The organism is Deinococcus sp. KSM4-11 (genome assembly GCF_004801415.1).
GTDB lineage: Bacteria > Deinococcota > Deinococci > Deinococcales > Deinococcaceae > Deinococcus.
In genome coordinates this window covers 280412-294833 of the sequence record NZ_SSNX01000004.1, presented here as the reverse complement: position 1 = coordinate 294833, position 14422 = coordinate 280412, and the positions used below count along the sequence as shown (strand labels likewise).

Sequence of the window (14422 nt, the reverse complement as noted above, 5' to 3'; positions counted from 1 at the left end):
ATGTTTCGGATGCGGGGGCTCGCTGCTGGTGCTGGTGGTGCTGGCGGCCGTGGCGTGGTTCGTGGTGATCCGGCCCGCACAGCAGTTCCTGGCAGGCTGGAAGGCGCCACCGACACAGTCGCAGGGCCAGACGCCCCCGCCGCCCAGCGGGAACGTGCAGGCTCCTCTCACGCAGGCGGACGTGCAGAAGTTCGTGCGGATCCGGCGTGACATCCGGACGGCCTTGGGCGAGAGCTTCACTGGAGCGCAGCAGGTGTACGCGCAGATTCAGGCGGGCCAGACGCCGAACCTGGTGCAGGTGCTGAACGTGGTGCGGCAGGTGGGCAGCAGCGTGGGGGCCGCCCGCACGGCGCAGAGTGCGGCCCTGGCCCGCGAGAAGATGAGCCTGGAACGCTACGCGGCCGTGCGATCCGACGTGAACCGGGGGCTGGGCCTGCCGGACGTGGACTTCGCGAAGGCAGCCGACGCACTCCAGAAGGGACAGACGCCGGATCTGAACACCACCGTGAAGACGGCGACCACCCAGGAGAAGGCGCTGGTCGAGCCCTTCCGGCAGGAGCTGACGGCCACGGCCGCCGTGGGGCTGCTGGGGCTGTAGCACAGGGTTCGCTCATGGGACGGTAAAGGAGCGCGGGCCTCCTTCGGAAGGGAGGGCCCGCGCTAACGTAGGGCCATGACCCGCGACGTCCTGTCTCCTGCTCCGAAGCCGACCACCGCGCAGTCGGAGGCGCTGTTCGCACGGGCGCAGGCCGTCACTCCAGGCGGCGTGAACAGCCCGGTGCGGGCCTTCCGGTCGGTGGGCGGCGTGCCCCGCTTCATCCGGGAGGCGCATGGCGCGTATCTGACGGATGTGGACGGCACGCGGTACATCGATTACATCGGCTCGTGGGGCCCGATGATCCTGGGGCACGACCATCCGGCGGTGCGCGAGGCGATCGGCAAGGCGCTGGCGGGCGGCACCAGTTTCGGCGCCCCGTCCACGCGCGAGGTGGAGCTGGCCGAACTGGTCACCCGCCTGACCGGCGCGGACAAGGTGAGGTTCACCAGCAGCGGCACCGAGGCGACCATGAGCGCCCTGCGGCTCGCGCGGGGCTTCACCGGGCGCAAGTTCATCGTGAAGTTCCGTGGCAATTACCACGGGCATGCGGACGGCCTGCTGGTCGAGGCGGGCAGCGGTCTGATGACGAACGCGGACGGCCCGCTGGGCGCGGCGGCCCCCAGCAGCGCGGGCGTGCCCGAGGAGTACGCGGCCCTGACGCTGGTTACCGAGTACAACGACCCGGCGGCGCTCGATGCCCTGCTGCGGGTTCGCGGGCCGGAGATCGCGGCCGTGATCTTCGAGCCGGTGGTGGGCAACGCCGGGGTGCTGGTGCCCACGCCAGAGTTCCTGGCGGCCCTGCACCGCGTGAAGGCTTCGGGAGCGCTGCTGATTGCCGATGAGGTCATGACCGGCTTCCGCCTGTCGCTGAACGGCGCGACCGGGCTGCTCGGCCTGCGGCCCGACCTGACCTGCTGGGGCAAGATCATCGGCGGGGGGCTGCCCGTGGGCGCGTACGGCGGCCGGGCGGAGATCATGGAATTCGTGTCGCCGCTGGGCCCGGTGTACCAGGCGGGCACCCTGAGCGGCAATCCGCTGGCGATGGCGGCGGGCCTCGCGACCCTCGGCGCCCTGGAGGCCGATCCGGACATCTACGCGCGCCTCGACGGGTACACCGCGCGGCTCGCCGCTGGCCTGAAGGACGCGGCGGTCGCGGCGGGCGTGCCCATCTCGGTGAACCAGATCGGGTCGATGCTCACGGCCTTCCACCTGGAGGCCCCGCACGGTTCCGTGGGCACCTACACGCAGGCGGCGGGCAGCGACACGGGCGGGTTCGCGGCGTGGTTCCAGGCCATACTCGCGCGCGGCATCTACTGGGCGCCGTCGCAGTTCGAGAGTATCTTCGTCAGCAGCGCCCACACGGACGCAGACCTGTCGGCCACGCTGGACGCCGCCCATGCGGCCTACACCACCGCCGCCCGCGCGGCCAAAGGAGCGACTCCTTGACCATCACGACCAGCGCCGATCTGGCCCGCATCCTCAAGGAGTCCAAGGTGGTCGCGGTGCTGGGCTTCCACCCCGATGCCATGAAACCGGCGCATTTCGTGCCGGAGTACCTGCAGCGTCAGGGCTACACCATCCTGCCCGTGAATCCCTCGCTGACCCGGCGCGGTGAGACCTACTTCGGGCACAAGGCAGTGGCGACCCTGTCGGAGATCGCGGTGCCGGTGGACGTCGTGGAGATCTTCCGCCGCAGTGACAAGGTGCGCGGGCACCTGGACGACATTCTGGGCATGCAGCCGCTGCCTAAGGTCGTGTGGATGCAACTGGGCATCCGGGACGACGACGTGGCACGGGAACTGACGGCGCGGGGCATCGAGGTCGTCCAGAACCGCTGCATGCTCACGGATCACCGCGCGCTGATGTGACCGGGCGCGGAGCAGGGGGCGGGTACACTGCGCGCATGCAGATCGCCGACCCGCTGGGCTTACCCGCCGCACCACAGGAAACCCTGAACGCCGTCATGACCCGCTTTGAGGCGTCCGAGCTGACGGGTGGAAAGCTGATCCTGGTGACGGATCGCCAGGGAGAACGCAGCCGCGCGGGCTACGCCGCCCTGATCGTGACTGGCCAGGGTGCGGACGCTTCGGCCGTGGTCACTGCGGCCGCGTTCGGGCCGCGCTTCGGCTTGCCAGGCGCGCAGGCCCTCTCGGATCTGGTGCGCTGGGCGCAGACCCTGGACCTGCCGGTGCGCGAGACGGTGCTGAACGCGTCGGATTTCACGCGAGTTCTGGCCGAGCCCGACGCGGTGGAGGTGGGCCAGCTGGTCGCGTCGAGCAACCCCAGCGATCCGGGCATCTACACCCTGCGGCCCATACCGGTCGAGGACTGACCCTAAACAGAGGAGCGGGCCGCCCCACACGGGGGCGGCCCGCTCTCAGTAATCCGCTTACAGACCAGCTTCGGCCAGGAAGGCGTCGAGTTTCTGGGGCCGGAAGCCGCTCAGACTGTGCGCGACGGTTCCGGCGACGAGCGTGGGCACGCTGCGCCGCCCGCCGTTCACGCTCATGACGTACTCGGCGGCCTGTTCGTCCTGCTCGATGTTGATTTCCTGGTAGGGAATGCCCTTGGTGGTCAGGGCGCGCTTGGCGGCCTGGCAGTCGCCGCACCAGGTGGTGGTGTACATCGTGATCATGCTGTGCCTCCCGGAGTCCAGCTCCATGAAGCGCAGTTTACAAAGTAAAGCGGAATCAACGGGAAGACGGCCCACCATTCACGGTGGGCCGTCCAGCGTTCCGGACTGCGGTCAGACAGTCGCGGTCGGTTCGGGCGCGGCGGCTGCCGGAGCGGCGGGCACGGCCACGGGCGCGTCCAGTTCGGCACCTTCCGACTCCGGGCGATCCTTGCGGGGCGCAGGGGCCGCCTTGGGGGCCATGATCATGTTCATGTCCATGCCCATCATGCTCGGCATGCTCTCGGGCGCGCCGATGTCCGCGAGCGTTTCAGACACGCGGGTCAGGATGCGCTCGCCCAGTTCCGGGTGCGTGCGCTCACGGCCACGGAACATGATGGTGACCTTGACCTTGTGGCCCTCTTCCAGGAAGCGCCGCACGTGGCCGGTCTTGGTCTTGAAGTCGTGGTCATCAATCTTCACGCGGAACTTGATGGCCTTGACTTCCTGCGCGCGCGCCCGCTTGCGGTTTTCCTTCTCGTTCTGCTGCTGCTCGTAGCGGAACCGGCCATAGTCGAGGAGGCGGCACACAGGGGGAACGGCCTGCGGGCTGACCATGACCAGATCCATGCCCGCTTCACGCGCCATCGTCATGGCGTCGCGCGTGTCGATAATGCCCACCTGCTCGCCCTCCGCGCCGATCAGACGGATCTGCCGGACACGGATCTGCTCGTTGACCTTGTGTTCTTTCGCTATGTTCATCACCTCCGCGCGCCCGGTACACGCTGGTACGAGGGCGGCTTCCACGCCCATGCGTAGAGACCGTAGTTTACCACGCGCGCCCCTGGCCGAACTGAAGCCGCGTCCACCGTGACGGCCTGGCCGCCGCTGCCGCCGCCCGGTCAGCGCCTCTTCACCTGCCTGCGCCCGAAACGCCACACGAAACGCGTCCGACAGCACATTCCTCACGACACCGCTAGACACTTATCCTTGACGTACCGGATACACGAACCTACCATCCGGAAATGAACCGGCTGATCCTTCCGCCTCAGGCCACCCAGGTCGGCCTCGCGGTGGACGTCGCCGCCTTCGCCATGCACGCCGGGGAGCTGCGCGTCCTGCTCGTCCAGCGCGGGGCCCTGCCGCACGCGCGCGACTGGGCCCTGCCCGGCGGCTTCGTGCACCCCGGCGAGGAACTGCACGAGGCCGCCCTGCGCGAACTGCGCACCGAGACCACCGTGCAGCTCGAACCCCGCCACCTGGAGCAGTTCTATACCTTCGGCGAGGTGAACCGCGATCCGCGCGGCCGGATCGTGAGCGTCGCGCACCTGGCGGTGCTGCCCCACGGCACGGTGCACGTCACGGCAGGCGGGCACACCCTGGGGGCCGAGTGGCTCAGCGCGCACCAGCCCCCGACCCTGGCCTTCGACCACCACGGCATTCTCGACAAGGCGATCGGGCGGCTGCAGCTGCGGCTCGAATACGGGAACCTGGCCATGGAATTCCTGCCGGACACCTTCACCCTGCCGGAACTCCAGGGCGTATATGAGGCCGTCCTGAACCGCAAGCTGGACAAGCGCAACTTCCGCAAGCGCCTGCTCTCGCAGGGCATCCTGACGCCCAGTGGCGAGCGGCGCACCGGGGTCGGCCGCCCCGCACAGCTGTACCGCCGCGCCAAGCACGCCCGGCTCGCCGCACTGTAACGGGGCCGGGATCCCGCTCCGTTCCCGGCCCCGCTCACGGCGCGGTGCTCAGCGCAGCTTGATCTCCAGGGCGTCGCCCGGTCGGCCGAAGGGGGCCACGCTCAGGGTCGGGTTGGTGTTCAGCGGGTCGTAGCTGGCCGTGATGGCGTAGGTACCGGCCGCGTCTACGCTGCGGACGTCCTTGACGCTCACGCCCTTGCTGCCGGTGAACCGCAGCTGCGACTGCCGATCCGGCCCGAGCGACAGGCCGGAGGCGTCCAGCGGCGTGTACAGCACCGTGGCGACACCCTGCACGCCGGCCGCCTGCGTGACCTGCACCTTGCTGGCCGCCGGATCGGGCTTGGCATCCACGACCACCGTCTGCTGGGCCTCGCGGTCGAAGCACAGGGTTCCCCGGCAGATGGTGAAGTACGCATGGAAGGTGTAGTCGCCGTCGAACTGGGCGATCTTCTCGGGCAGGGCCACTTCCCAGTAGCGGTCGTCGGCGCTGGTGTCGCCGTCCTGGCCGGCGTCGTTCAGCGGGAACGTGAGGGTCTCGGTCTTGATGGCACCGACCGACTGCTTGGGATTGGTGCGCAGGTCGGCCGCCTGGCGGAGGCTCAGCGGATCACCCGACAGTCCGCCCCCCTCGCGCAGATCCGCGCGGGCCAGGATGCGGCTCTGGCTTTCCAGGGGCCGGGTGACCGTGACCGTGGCCGTGACCTTGTCGAAGCCGCCGATGGGAATGTAGATCTCGGGAATATGGAACGCCGGGTGCAGAGATTCGCCGGTGTAGTTGGGGCTGCGGTATGTGAACGGCCGCACGCGCGCCGTACCGCTGGCCAGGGACTCGATGAAATACCGCTGCGCGGTGGCCGGGCTGTTCGCGTTCACGGCCGAACGCGACACGATCACCGCGCCCGGCCGGGCGACGCCGGGCGTGCCCGTACCTGCGGCGCCGGTGGTCTGGAAGGTCGCCGTGCTGGCGGGCATGCCGGGCATGGACATGGCGGCGAAGCCCACGCTGCCGCTGAACACCGAGCCGTCGCCCTTCATCACGTCCACGCCCACGGCTCCGGCCCGCAGCGCCCCCAGGCAGCGCAGGGCCACCTCGCCGCCCTCCTTGCGGACGTCGTTCAGGATGATCTTCGGGCCTTTCTCGGTGCAGGCCCACTTGCCCAGCAGCTCGTCGTAGGCCTGCCGGGGGCTGTCCGGCAGGATACTGGCCACGATCAGGTCGTACCCGCCGCGCTTCAGGGCCGCCGCGAAATCGTCGGGCGTGGCGACCCGGTCGATGACCGGCGTGATGCCCGCCTTCTTCGCATTGATCATCGCCGGGTACAGGGCGCTGTTGTGGCCGCCGTGCACCAGGCTGGGCCTGGCCTCCTCGTAGTACAGCGTGCGCTTGCAGGGGTCGGCGCACAGCTGGGTCAGCTGCTGCCCGTAGATGGCGGTTCCCACCGCCGTATTCCGGAAGGCGTCCGGCATGAAGCCGTTCACGAACGAGCGCATGGGGCGGGTCAGTCGGGCGGTCCAGCGGCCATCGCGCTCCTGCAGGTACGGCGTCCGGATCCGCACGATGTGCCACGTCGGGCCAAAGCGGCTCTCCACGTCCGGCGAATTCAGGTTTACGGCCGTGCCAGAGGGCGAGGTGACGCTCAGACGCAGGCTGCCCGGAGGCACCGGCTTATCCCACGACGACACGAACACGACCTCGCCGTCGCCGCTGGCCACGTGCACGGTGGGCGCGCTGCCCTGCTGCCCGGCCGCCAGGGTTCCGATCGGATCCTTGCCGGTGAAGGTGTCGAAGATATCCGCGAAGCACTCCACGAAGTACTTCTTGAGCGTCAGCGGATCGGCGTCCGAACGGTACGCGCCGCCCTGGCGCTCGGCCAGATCCCGCAGTTTGGGGCCGTCCAGGCTGCCGGGGGTGCCGAAGCCCACCGCACAGACGTGGGTGTCGTTCAGCTGGGTGGGCGCCCGGCCCACCGCGTCACTGATCATGGGCGCGGTGTTCTCGACGCCGTCGGTGAGCAGCAGGATGGCCTTGTGCGGGTTGCTGCTGGCATTCAGGGCCGTGACCGCGCCGAGCAGGCCCCCGCCGATGCTGGTGCTGCCGCCCGCGCTGATGCCCGCCAAGGCCGTGGTCATGGCGGCCGGGGCGCTGCTCGCCAGGGTGAGCGGCATCTCGGGACTGGGGCTGGCGGCGGTCGAGAAGCTCAGCAGGCCCACGCGGTTGTTGCTGGCGTCACGCAACAGGTCGGCGAACAGGCTGGCCGCCGCCTTGGCGGAGTTCAGCCGGGTATCGGTGCCCGTACCGTTGGGCAGGCTCATCGACCCGGACTTGTCGAACACGACCATCACGTCGGTGTCCTGGTAGGTCAGCAGTTCATCTTGCAGGTCGTTCACGAAGTTGTGGAAGCGGAAGAACATCGGGTCTTTCGGCGCGGTGGTTACGCACTCGATGTCGCGCGCCCCGGCGCAGGACGCGCCGTTGGGCGAGCCGGAGTTCGCCATGGCCACGTGCGCGCCGTTGTGCCACGGCACCAGCCCGTTGCCGTAGTCCTCGATGGTCGTCACGGCCGGGTTCAGGGTGCCGCCCGCCGCGGGCAGCCGCTGGCTGTTCGGCAGGCTGGTGCAGCCGATATTCCAGCGCATGGGGACGGTCGTGGCAATCGGCGTGGACGGGCAGGTCGTGTTGTCGGGCCGGCTGCCGTGCCCCAGCGGAATGACCGCGTTCGGGAACGGCATCCAGGTCTGCACGAACGGCAGACCCTGACCCTGCCGGTAGGTGTTGAAGGTGTACAGGAATTGCCGGTGGAAGCCGAAGAAGCGGTTGCCGTCGTTCGGGAAGCGGCCCAGCGCCGGGTTGATGGTGTCGTCGTAGGTGCAGTGCCAGTTCATGTGCATGTCCAGAATCGTCTGGGTACCTGGATCGGGAATCCCGAACAGGGCGCCGCAGCCCCAGGCCATCGGGCTCATCATGCCGCCCAGGCCGGAGACCGGCTGGGTCAGGAAGCTGGCCAGCACGGCGTCCTCGGCCGCATTGGCTCGTGCCGCGCCCGCACCGAACAGGCCGCCGAGCAGCAGGGTCAGGGTCAGGGGCGGGCGGAGACGGGATGGCGTTGCAGGCATGGCGAAGTCCTCCTGTCCGGGCCGCGCTGGGCGCAGCGGGCATGGCCCCGACTGGCGTGAACCGCCAGGCGTGGGAACTGGGCTGAACGGGAACGGGCCGATCTGGGCGGACTGTGCCTTGACCTCCTTCCTCCGGACTGAGCTGGTGGGCCCTGCTGACGCCCCCCGGCGCCACGCTCCACCACAGTGGTCTGAACCACATCATGGCCAGCGCCCATGATCAGCCCATGACCGGCGCTCCATTCCAGCCGAAGCGGCCCCGCTACAATGGATGGACTATGGACATGAAGAAGCTGATGAAGCAGATGCAGCAGGCGCAGGCCGCCGCCGCGAAGATCCAGGACGATCTGGCGGCCAAGAGCGTGGAGGGCACGGCCAGCGGGCTGGTGACCGTGACCATGAACGGGCACGGCAAGCTGACCGCCCTGAAAATCGATCCCAAGGCGGTCGATCCGGACGACGTGGAAGCGCTCGAAGACCTGATCCTGGTGGCCGTGCAGGACGCCAGCGCCAAGGCGGACGCCCTGCAGCAGGACGCCACCCGCGGCCTGGGCATCCCCGGCTTCTGAGGCCCGCTTGAAATACCCCCCTTCCCTGGTCGCCCTGATCCGCGAACTCTCCCGCCTGCCCGGCATCGGCCCGAAGAGCGCGCAGCGGCTGGCCTTCCACTTGTTCGAGCAGCCGCGCGAGGACATCGAACGCCTGGCCAGCTCCCTGCTGGAGGCCAAACGCGACCTGCATTCCTGCCCCATCTGCTTCAACATCACGGACGCCGAGCGCTGTGACGTGTGCAGCGATCCCAGCCGCGATCAGGGCGTGATCTGCGTGGTCGAGGAGCCCGGCGACGTGCTGGCCATCGAGCGCAGCGGCGAGTACCGGGGCCTGTACCACGTCCTGCACGGCGTATTGAGTCCCATGAACGGCGTCGGGCCGGACCGGCTGCATATCAAGCCCCTCCTGCCCCGCGTGCAGGACGGCATGGAGATCATCCTGGCGACCGGCACGACCGTCGAGGGCGACGCGACCGCCCTGTACCTGCAACGCCTGCTGGAACCGCTGGGCGCACTGGTCAGCCGCATCGCGTACGGCCTGCCGGTCGGTGGCGCGCTAGAATACGCGGATGAAGTCACCCTGGGCCGCGCCATGACGGGCCGCCAGCGGGTCAGCAAACCCACGCCGGGCTGAGCCCCCTGCCCCGAACCGGGGTCAGGCCCCGTAACTGCTCGCCAGCCGCCACAGTCCGGCCCAGAACGTGATGCGGCGCGTGGGCAGGTCATTGAGCGTCACCGCCTCCAGGCCACGGTCGCGAAGGCCGGTCAGGAGCGCGTCCAGCAGTGCGGGCGTGACCCCGGGGCCGTCATGGAGGAGGATGACGCTGCCGGGTTCAGTGCGTTCCAACGTCCGGGCCGCGAGCGTGGTGGCCTGCTCGGCCGTCCAGTCGCGGCCCTCGACATCCCACAGCGCAATCTGGCGGCGGTTCAGCCGCGCGAACAGGCGCGTCAGGGGACTGTGTCCCCCGTACGGCGGGCGGTAGAGGTGCGGCCCGGCCCCACCCGCGCGGGGATGCCAGCGCACCTGCGCCCACTCGCGCCACGGGGACAGCAGCAGCGCGTGCCGGTGCCAGCGGCCGTGCGCCTCGACCTGATGCCCGGCGACCCCGAGGGCACGGAGCAGCGCCGGGTACCGTTCGCTGGCGGGGGCGGTCACGAAAAAGGTCGCCTTCACGGCGTGACGGGCCAGCACGGCCAGCAACGCTGGAGTTCGTTCGCTGGGGCCATCGTCGAAGGTCACGGCGACGCGGTGACCCTCGCGTGATCCGGCCCCCAGCGCACCCCAACCAGCAGCGCGGCCCAGCACCTCGGCCCCCAGCACGGCCCCGAGGAGGATTCCGGCCGCCTGCCACCACATCCGGGGCACCGTCGGTCAGGACTCCACGGGCAGGTGGGGCGCGTCGGCCGCCGTCTCCGCCGGGCGGTTGAAGGCCTGCCGGAAGATGATGTAGCCCAGCGCCGTGACGGTCGCCAGCACCGCCCCGACCGCGAAGGGGCCGGGCGTGCCCAGTTGCCGGTATGCGAACGCACCCACCAGCGGGCCCACGGACGTGCCGATGTTCTCGAAGGTCATCAGGGCGCCCCACGCGGCCGGGCGCTCGCGTTCGGGCAGGCGGCTGACGACCAGGGCCGCCCAGCCGGGCGCGATGAAGGCGTACCCCACGCCCACCAGGGCCGCCAGGGGGAACAGCGCCCACAGCGGCGGCGTGGTGGCGATGCCGCCAAGGCCCAGCGCCAGCAGCGTGAAGCCCAGCATGACGGCCAGCCGTGCCCGGCCCCGATCTGCGATCCGGCCGGTGAATGGCATGCTGGCAAAGGCCACGACCGCGCCGGTACCGAGCACCGCCACCATGCTCCAGTAGCTCAGGCCCAGTTCCGGGTACAGCGTGAACAGCAGCGGGCCCAGCAGGGTCATGGTCATGGTCTGCATGAACGCGGCCGGGATCAGCGGGGCCAGGGCGCGGGCGGCGACCTTCAGGCGGGAGCGGGCCGGGGGGCGCTGCGGGCTGGGTTCCCGGCGGCCACGCCGGGCCGGCAGCGCGAACGCGGCGGCCAGCGAGAGCGCCTGCACGGCCACGACCAGCCCCATGACCTGCCCGTAGGGGCGGCCGCCCAGCGCGCCCAGCAGCAGCACGCCCAGGCCGATCATGGGGGTCACGGCCATGGACACGGCCGTCAGGGTGCGGCCCTGGTGCGTCTCGTGCGCGGCCTCGGCCGTCAGGTTCATCAGGGTGGGCCACATGGCGCTGAAGCCCACGCCGTGCAACGCCGCGATCAGCAGCAGCAGCCACACGCTGTGCGTGACGGTCAGCAGCAGCGTCATGGCGATCAGGCTCAGGATCGCGCCGACCAGGGCCACCGGGCGCGCGCCGTGCCGGGCGATCAGAACACCTGCCGGGGAGCGCATCACGGTATCCGAGATGAAGTGCACCGTGAAGGCGGTCGCGGCCACCGCGACCGCCTCCTTCTTGGGCAGGCCCAGCAGGTGAGGCGCGGCCTGCTGCAGGTACGCGCCATACAGGCCGCTGCGCACGAACTCCGAGCCGCCGAGGGCGACGACGGCGGCGATCAGTCCAGGCAGGGTGCCGGGGGCCAGGGGCAGTTTCAGGCGGTCGCGGAGCGTCACAGCGTTCCATTGTGACGCGCGGTGCGCTGGGTGAGAACTGCTAGCCTGAGCGGGTGTCCGACTTTTCCGTCGTCATCCCCGCCCGCAACGAGGCGGCGTACCTGCCCGCGACCCTGCAGGCATTGGGTCGCCAGACCCGCCCGCCAGCGGAGGTGATCGTGGTGGACAACGGCAGCATGGACGACACGGCCGAGGTCGCGCACGCGTGGGGCGCGCGGGTCGTGCCCTGTCCGGAACGCGGCGTGGCCCGCGCACGGCAGGCGGGCCTGCTGGCCGCGTCGTGCGCTTGGATCGCCACGACAGACGCCGACTCGCTGCCCAGTCCGCAGTGGCTGGAACGACTGGACGCGGCCACACCGGGCCGCGTGGCCCTGTACGGCCCGATGCGCTTCTGCGGCGTGGCGCCGGCATGGTCGCAGCTGTCCGGCGCAGCGTACAGCGCGTTTCTGCACGTGTGCCGCGTGATCGGCAAGCCAAACCTGGCAGCGGGGAACATGGCCTTCTCGCGGGAAGCCGCCCTGCTGGCCGGCGGGTATCCCGTGGTGGAAGCCTACGAGGACGTCATCCTGGGTCAGGAACTGGCACGGCTGGGCGCCGTGGTGTACGTGCCGGGCGCCCTGGTCGAGACGAGCGCCCGCCGGCTGGATCGGGGGCTGTTCCCGTTCCTGTGGCAGCACTACCGCAACATCACCGGTCATACACGAGGGTATTTCTCGGATGACCCGTCATTCCCGCCTCGACCGGGAAAGTGATCTCGCGCGGCAGGTTCAGGGCCCCGGCGTACACGCCCAGCACCTGCTGCGCGACACCGGCGGGCGTGGTCGTGTGCCCGTGCTCCCGCGCCGCCTCCGACATCTGGGCCCACAGGACAGGATCCTCCAGCAGCCGCTGCGTGTAGGCGACCATGGCATTCACGTCGCCCGGCAGGGTGAGGTACCCGCTGCGGCCGTGGGCCACGCCGCTCAGGGTGCCACGCGCGCCCACCGCGACGACCGGCACGCCCATCAGCTGCGCTTCCTGCAACACCAGGCCCTGCGTCTCGGTGTCGCTGGCGAACACGAACAGTTCGGCCAGGCGGTAGTACGCGCCGATCTGCGTCCACGGTTTCACGCCCAGGAAGGTCACGCGGTGCGCGATGCCCAGCCGCTGGGCGTGCGCTTCGAGGTGTTCGCGTTCCGGGCCCTCGCCGAGCAGCACCAGATGCGTGTCCGGCAGGGCCGCCACCGTGTCCAGCACGTGGTCGAAGCGTTTCTCCTTGGCGAGCCGCCCGACGCTCAGCAACCGCCGCATGCCGTCCGGCCAGGGGCTCTCCACGGGCGGCGCGGCCTCCAGCACGGCCGGATCGACGGACGTGGGAATCACGACGGGGTTGCGGATCTTCATGTCGCGCAGCACATCCAGCATGCCGGCGGTCGGGGCAATCACGGCGGCCGCCCGGCCATAGAGCAGACCCATGGCCTTCGTGACCACCCCGGTGGCCTGCTGCACCGCCGTGAGGCCCGGTACGTAATGCGTGTACGCCTCGATGTGCGTGTGGTAGGTGGCAACGTGCGGCACATCCCACTTGCGGGCCAGGCGCATGCCGGCCAGACCCAGCGTGAGGGGCGTGTGCGTGTGCACGAGGTCGTACTTCTGTTCGAAATCCTTGCGGGTGGGCCACGCCAGGCGGTAGGTGGGCAGGAACATGTATCGGATGGATTCCACGCGCCGCACGTCCTGGCGGGTATCCACGTGCTCCGGGAAGTCCGGGGCGACTACGTCCACGTGGTGCCCGAGTTTGCGCAGTTCGTCACTGAGCAGGCCGACACTGGTCACGATGCCGTTCTGATCCGGCAGGAACGTGTCCGTGAACAGCCCGATGCGCAGTGGCCTCATTTTTGCCCGCCGGACGGGCCCCGCTTCTGAATGTTCAAGGATTCGTGAAGCATCGCGCTACAGAGCATACGACGCCGGGCATGAGAGTGTCGCCTGACTTTGGGATCAGGGCGTGACCCGGCGTGTGGCGCTGGGAAACCCGCTAGAGTCCGCGCATGGCCGCGCCACTGTTCCCAGCCCGCCGGGTGCACCGCGCCCTGCTGAGGGCCGGCGCGTACGGCGCGTGGCAGGGCGGCACGGGCGGCCCCGAGATCGGCCTCACGCTCCCCGTCGATGATCTCCCCACCTTGGAGCGTGTCCTGGCGACCCTGGGGAGCACGCGGGCCACGCTGATCATTCCCGCCGCACAGGCGGCCGCCTGGACGGACGCGCTACATCGGGCCACCCGAGCGGGGCATGAAGTCGCGGGAGCGGGGCCACCCACCCCTCTGGGAGCCCTGGACATCGCCGTAGGGCAGCCAGTGCAGAGCTGGGATGCCACGACGCTGAACCTCAGCCACCGCGACCTGCGGACGCTGCGTGACCGGGGGGTGAATCCGCTGCCCGTACCCGGCGAGCAAGCGCAGCCTGGCCGCACCCTCCGCATCCAGCCGGAGGATCTGACGACCACGCTGGCCGATCTGAAGGCGCGGGGGTACCGGCCCCTGCCGGTGCGCGACCTGCCCGGCCTGCGCCGCGCGACCCTGCGAGACCTGCTGGTGTACACCTACGGCCAGACGGTCGAGGCGAACTTCACGCAGGCCCATCACGTCATCGACCTGACGTCCCGGCCGGACGCGGTCATGCGCGTGGCCCCCCTGCCCGACGCCCCCGCTCCGTTGCCCCTGCCCAGGAACACGCCCACCGCCGAACTGCACCTGGACTCCGCGCGGCTGGTGAGTCTGGCCACCCGCAGCCAGCTCGGCACGTACCGCGCATACCAGCGCAGCCTGAAGGATGTGGGGGTGGCCCTGCGCGAGCGCCCGGAACTGGCGGCGGCGCAGGCCGTGTTCGCGGTGACGCTGTTCTACGGGCCGCTGGAACAGGCCGGGTTCACGCTGCTCGACCTGCCACCCGCTCGTGCCCGGCTGTACGGTCTGGGATTCCGCGTGCTGCGCCTGGTGCATGGCACCGTGCGGCCACCCAGCGTGAAGGCGCCGAAGATGGCGTGGATGCCCAGGGAGGAGTTCGTCCGGCGATTCGGCTGAGCGCAGGCTGTCAGCCCCTCACGTGAGAGCGTTCATGCCCAGCTCATTCTTCGCAGGGAACGCCGTTTATGCTTTGCGCAGCACAGAAAAGCGCAGGCAGCCCCTTCCATGAAGACAGCGGTGCTTCTGCGTGGTCGGAGCCGGAGGTCGCACCAAG

Annotated in this window: 15 protein-coding genes; 9 read left to right on the top strand and 6 right to left on the bottom strand. The window is 69.9% G+C overall.

The genetic code is table 11. The features are described from left to right. Positions 1-28: 28 nt before the first annotated feature. The 4 genes from E7T09_RS13660 (at position 29) to E7T09_RS13645 (ending at position 2930) form a co-directional block, all read left to right on the top strand. Complete coding sequence (locus E7T09_RS13660; protein ID WP_240741786.1) at positions 29-598, top strand: hypothetical protein; 570 nt, start codon at positions 29-31, stop codon at positions 596-598. A gap of 75 nt (positions 599-673) precedes the next feature. Then, entirely contained in the window at positions 674-2044 is a 1371-nt protein-coding gene (hemL, locus tag E7T09_RS13655; RefSeq protein WP_136389734.1) for a glutamate-1-semialdehyde 2,1-aminomutase, read from the top strand. Next, positions 2041-2466 carry a CoA-binding protein gene (locus E7T09_RS13650; protein ID WP_136389733.1) on the top strand — a complete coding sequence of 142 codons (426 nt, stop codon included), beginning with the start codon at positions 2041-2043 and terminating at the stop codon, positions 2464-2466. The genes hemL and E7T09_RS13650 overlap by 4 nt, the downstream gene beginning before the upstream one ends. Before the next feature lie 35 nt (positions 2467-2501). Further along, positions 2502-2930 carry a DUF3197 domain-containing protein gene (locus E7T09_RS13645; RefSeq protein WP_136389732.1) on the top strand — a complete coding sequence of 143 codons (429 nt, stop codon included), beginning with the start codon at positions 2502-2504 and terminating at the stop codon, positions 2928-2930. Positions 2931-2987: 57 nt separating this feature from the next. On the opposite strand, the gene E7T09_RS13640 is transcribed toward E7T09_RS13645, so the two are convergent. Both E7T09_RS13640 and infC read right to left on the bottom strand, forming a co-directional pair. Beyond that, positions 2988-3233, bottom strand: coding sequence for a glutaredoxin domain-containing protein (locus tag E7T09_RS13640; RefSeq protein ID WP_136389731.1), 246 nt, complete (start codon positions 3231-3233; stop codon positions 2988-2990). A 111-nt stretch (positions 3234-3344) separates the two neighbouring features. Beyond that, the gene (gene infC, locus E7T09_RS13635) at positions 3345-3974 is read right to left on the bottom strand and encodes a translation initiation factor IF-3 (protein ID WP_136389835.1); all 630 of its coding nucleotides are present in this window, start codon (positions 3972-3974) and stop codon (positions 3345-3347) included. A gap of 260 nt (positions 3975-4234) precedes the next feature. On the opposite strand from infC, the gene E7T09_RS13630 reads away from it, so the two are divergent. Next, a complete protein-coding gene (locus E7T09_RS13630; RefSeq protein ID WP_136389730.1) occupies positions 4235-4912 on the top strand; it encodes an NUDIX domain-containing protein in 678 nt (225 codons plus the stop codon). 48 nt (positions 4913-4960) lie between these two features. Here E7T09_RS13630 and E7T09_RS13625 read toward each other — a convergent pair whose 3' ends face one another. Further along, complete coding sequence (locus tag E7T09_RS13625; protein WP_136389729.1) at positions 4961-8026, bottom strand: VWA domain-containing protein; 3066 nt, start codon at positions 8024-8026, stop codon at positions 4961-4963. A gap of 278 nt (positions 8027-8304) precedes the next feature. Between E7T09_RS13625 and E7T09_RS13620 the strand changes: the two genes are divergently transcribed. Further along, complete coding sequence (locus E7T09_RS13620; protein WP_136389728.1) at positions 8305-8595, top strand: YbaB/EbfC family nucleoid-associated protein; 291 nt, start codon at positions 8305-8307, stop codon at positions 8593-8595. A gap of 7 nt (positions 8596-8602) precedes the next feature. After that, positions 8603-9211 (top strand): recombination mediator RecR, encoded by a 609-nt coding sequence (recR, locus tag E7T09_RS13615; RefSeq protein WP_136389727.1) that lies wholly within the window; start codon positions 8603-8605, stop codon positions 9209-9211. Positions 9212-9232: 21 nt separating this feature from the next. Here recR and E7T09_RS13610 read toward each other — a convergent pair whose 3' ends face one another. Together E7T09_RS13610 and E7T09_RS13605 are read right to left on the bottom strand one after the other, a co-directional pair. Continuing rightward, positions 9233-9934 (bottom strand): polysaccharide deacetylase family protein, encoded by a 702-nt coding sequence (locus tag E7T09_RS13610; protein WP_136389834.1) that lies wholly within the window; start codon positions 9932-9934, stop codon positions 9233-9235. A 15-nt stretch (positions 9935-9949) separates the two neighbouring features. After that, positions 9950-11203 carry an MFS transporter gene (locus tag E7T09_RS13605; RefSeq protein ID WP_240741785.1) on the bottom strand — a complete coding sequence of 418 codons (1254 nt, stop codon included), beginning with the start codon at positions 11201-11203 and terminating at the stop codon, positions 9950-9952. 53 nt (positions 11204-11256) lie between these two features. Here E7T09_RS13605 and E7T09_RS13600 point away from each other — a divergent pair, with 53 nt between their 5' ends. Next, positions 11257-11955 carry a glycosyltransferase family 2 protein gene (locus E7T09_RS13600; protein WP_136389726.1) on the top strand — a complete coding sequence of 233 codons (699 nt, stop codon included), beginning with the start codon at positions 11257-11259 and terminating at the stop codon, positions 11953-11955. Here the strand turns inward: E7T09_RS13600 and E7T09_RS13595 are convergent. Continuing rightward, the gene (locus E7T09_RS13595; RefSeq protein ID WP_136389725.1) at positions 11891-13078 is read right to left on the bottom strand and encodes a glycosyltransferase family 4 protein; all 1188 of its coding nucleotides are present in this window, start codon (positions 13076-13078) and stop codon (positions 11891-11893) included. The genes E7T09_RS13600 and E7T09_RS13595 overlap by 65 nt on opposite strands. Before the next feature lie 155 nt (positions 13079-13233). On the opposite strand from E7T09_RS13595, the gene E7T09_RS13590 reads away from it, so the two are divergent. After that, positions 13234-14265, top strand: coding sequence for a Sectered polysaccharide deacetylase (locus tag E7T09_RS13590; RefSeq protein ID WP_136389724.1), 1032 nt, complete (start codon positions 13234-13236; stop codon positions 14263-14265). The last annotated feature ends 157 nt before the right edge of the window (positions 14266-14422 follow it).

Coding starts and splice junctions, on each gene's coding strand:
- hemL (WP_136389734.1), top strand. CDS start 674: ATGACCCGCGACGTCCTGTCTCCTGCTCCGAAGCCGACCACCGCGCAG.
- E7T09_RS13645 (WP_136389732.1), top strand. CDS start 2,502: ATGCAGATCGCCGACCCGCTGGGCTTACCCGCCGCACCACAGGAAACC.
- E7T09_RS13640 (WP_136389731.1), bottom strand. CDS start 3,233: ATGATCACGATGTACACCACCACCTGGTGCGGCGACTGCCAGGCCGCC.
- E7T09_RS13630 (WP_136389730.1), top strand. CDS start 4,235: ATGAACCGGCTGATCCTTCCGCCTCAGGCCACCCAGGTCGGCCTCGCG.
- E7T09_RS13625 (WP_136389729.1), bottom strand. CDS start 8,026: ATGCCTGCAACGCCATCCCGTCTCCGCCCGCCCCTGACCCTGACCCTG.
- E7T09_RS13620 (WP_136389728.1), top strand. CDS start 8,305: ATGGACATGAAGAAGCTGATGAAGCAGATGCAGCAGGCGCAGGCCGCC.
- E7T09_RS13610 (WP_136389834.1), bottom strand. CDS start 9,934: ATGTGGTGGCAGGCGGCCGGAATCCTCCTCGGGGCCGTGCTGGGGGCC.
- E7T09_RS13595 (WP_136389725.1), bottom strand. CDS start 13,078: ATGAGGCCACTGCGCATCGGGCTGTTCACGGACACGTTCCTGCCGGAT.
- E7T09_RS13590 (WP_136389724.1), top strand. CDS start 13,234: ATGGCCGCGCCACTGTTCCCAGCCCGCCGGGTGCACCGCGCCCTGCTG.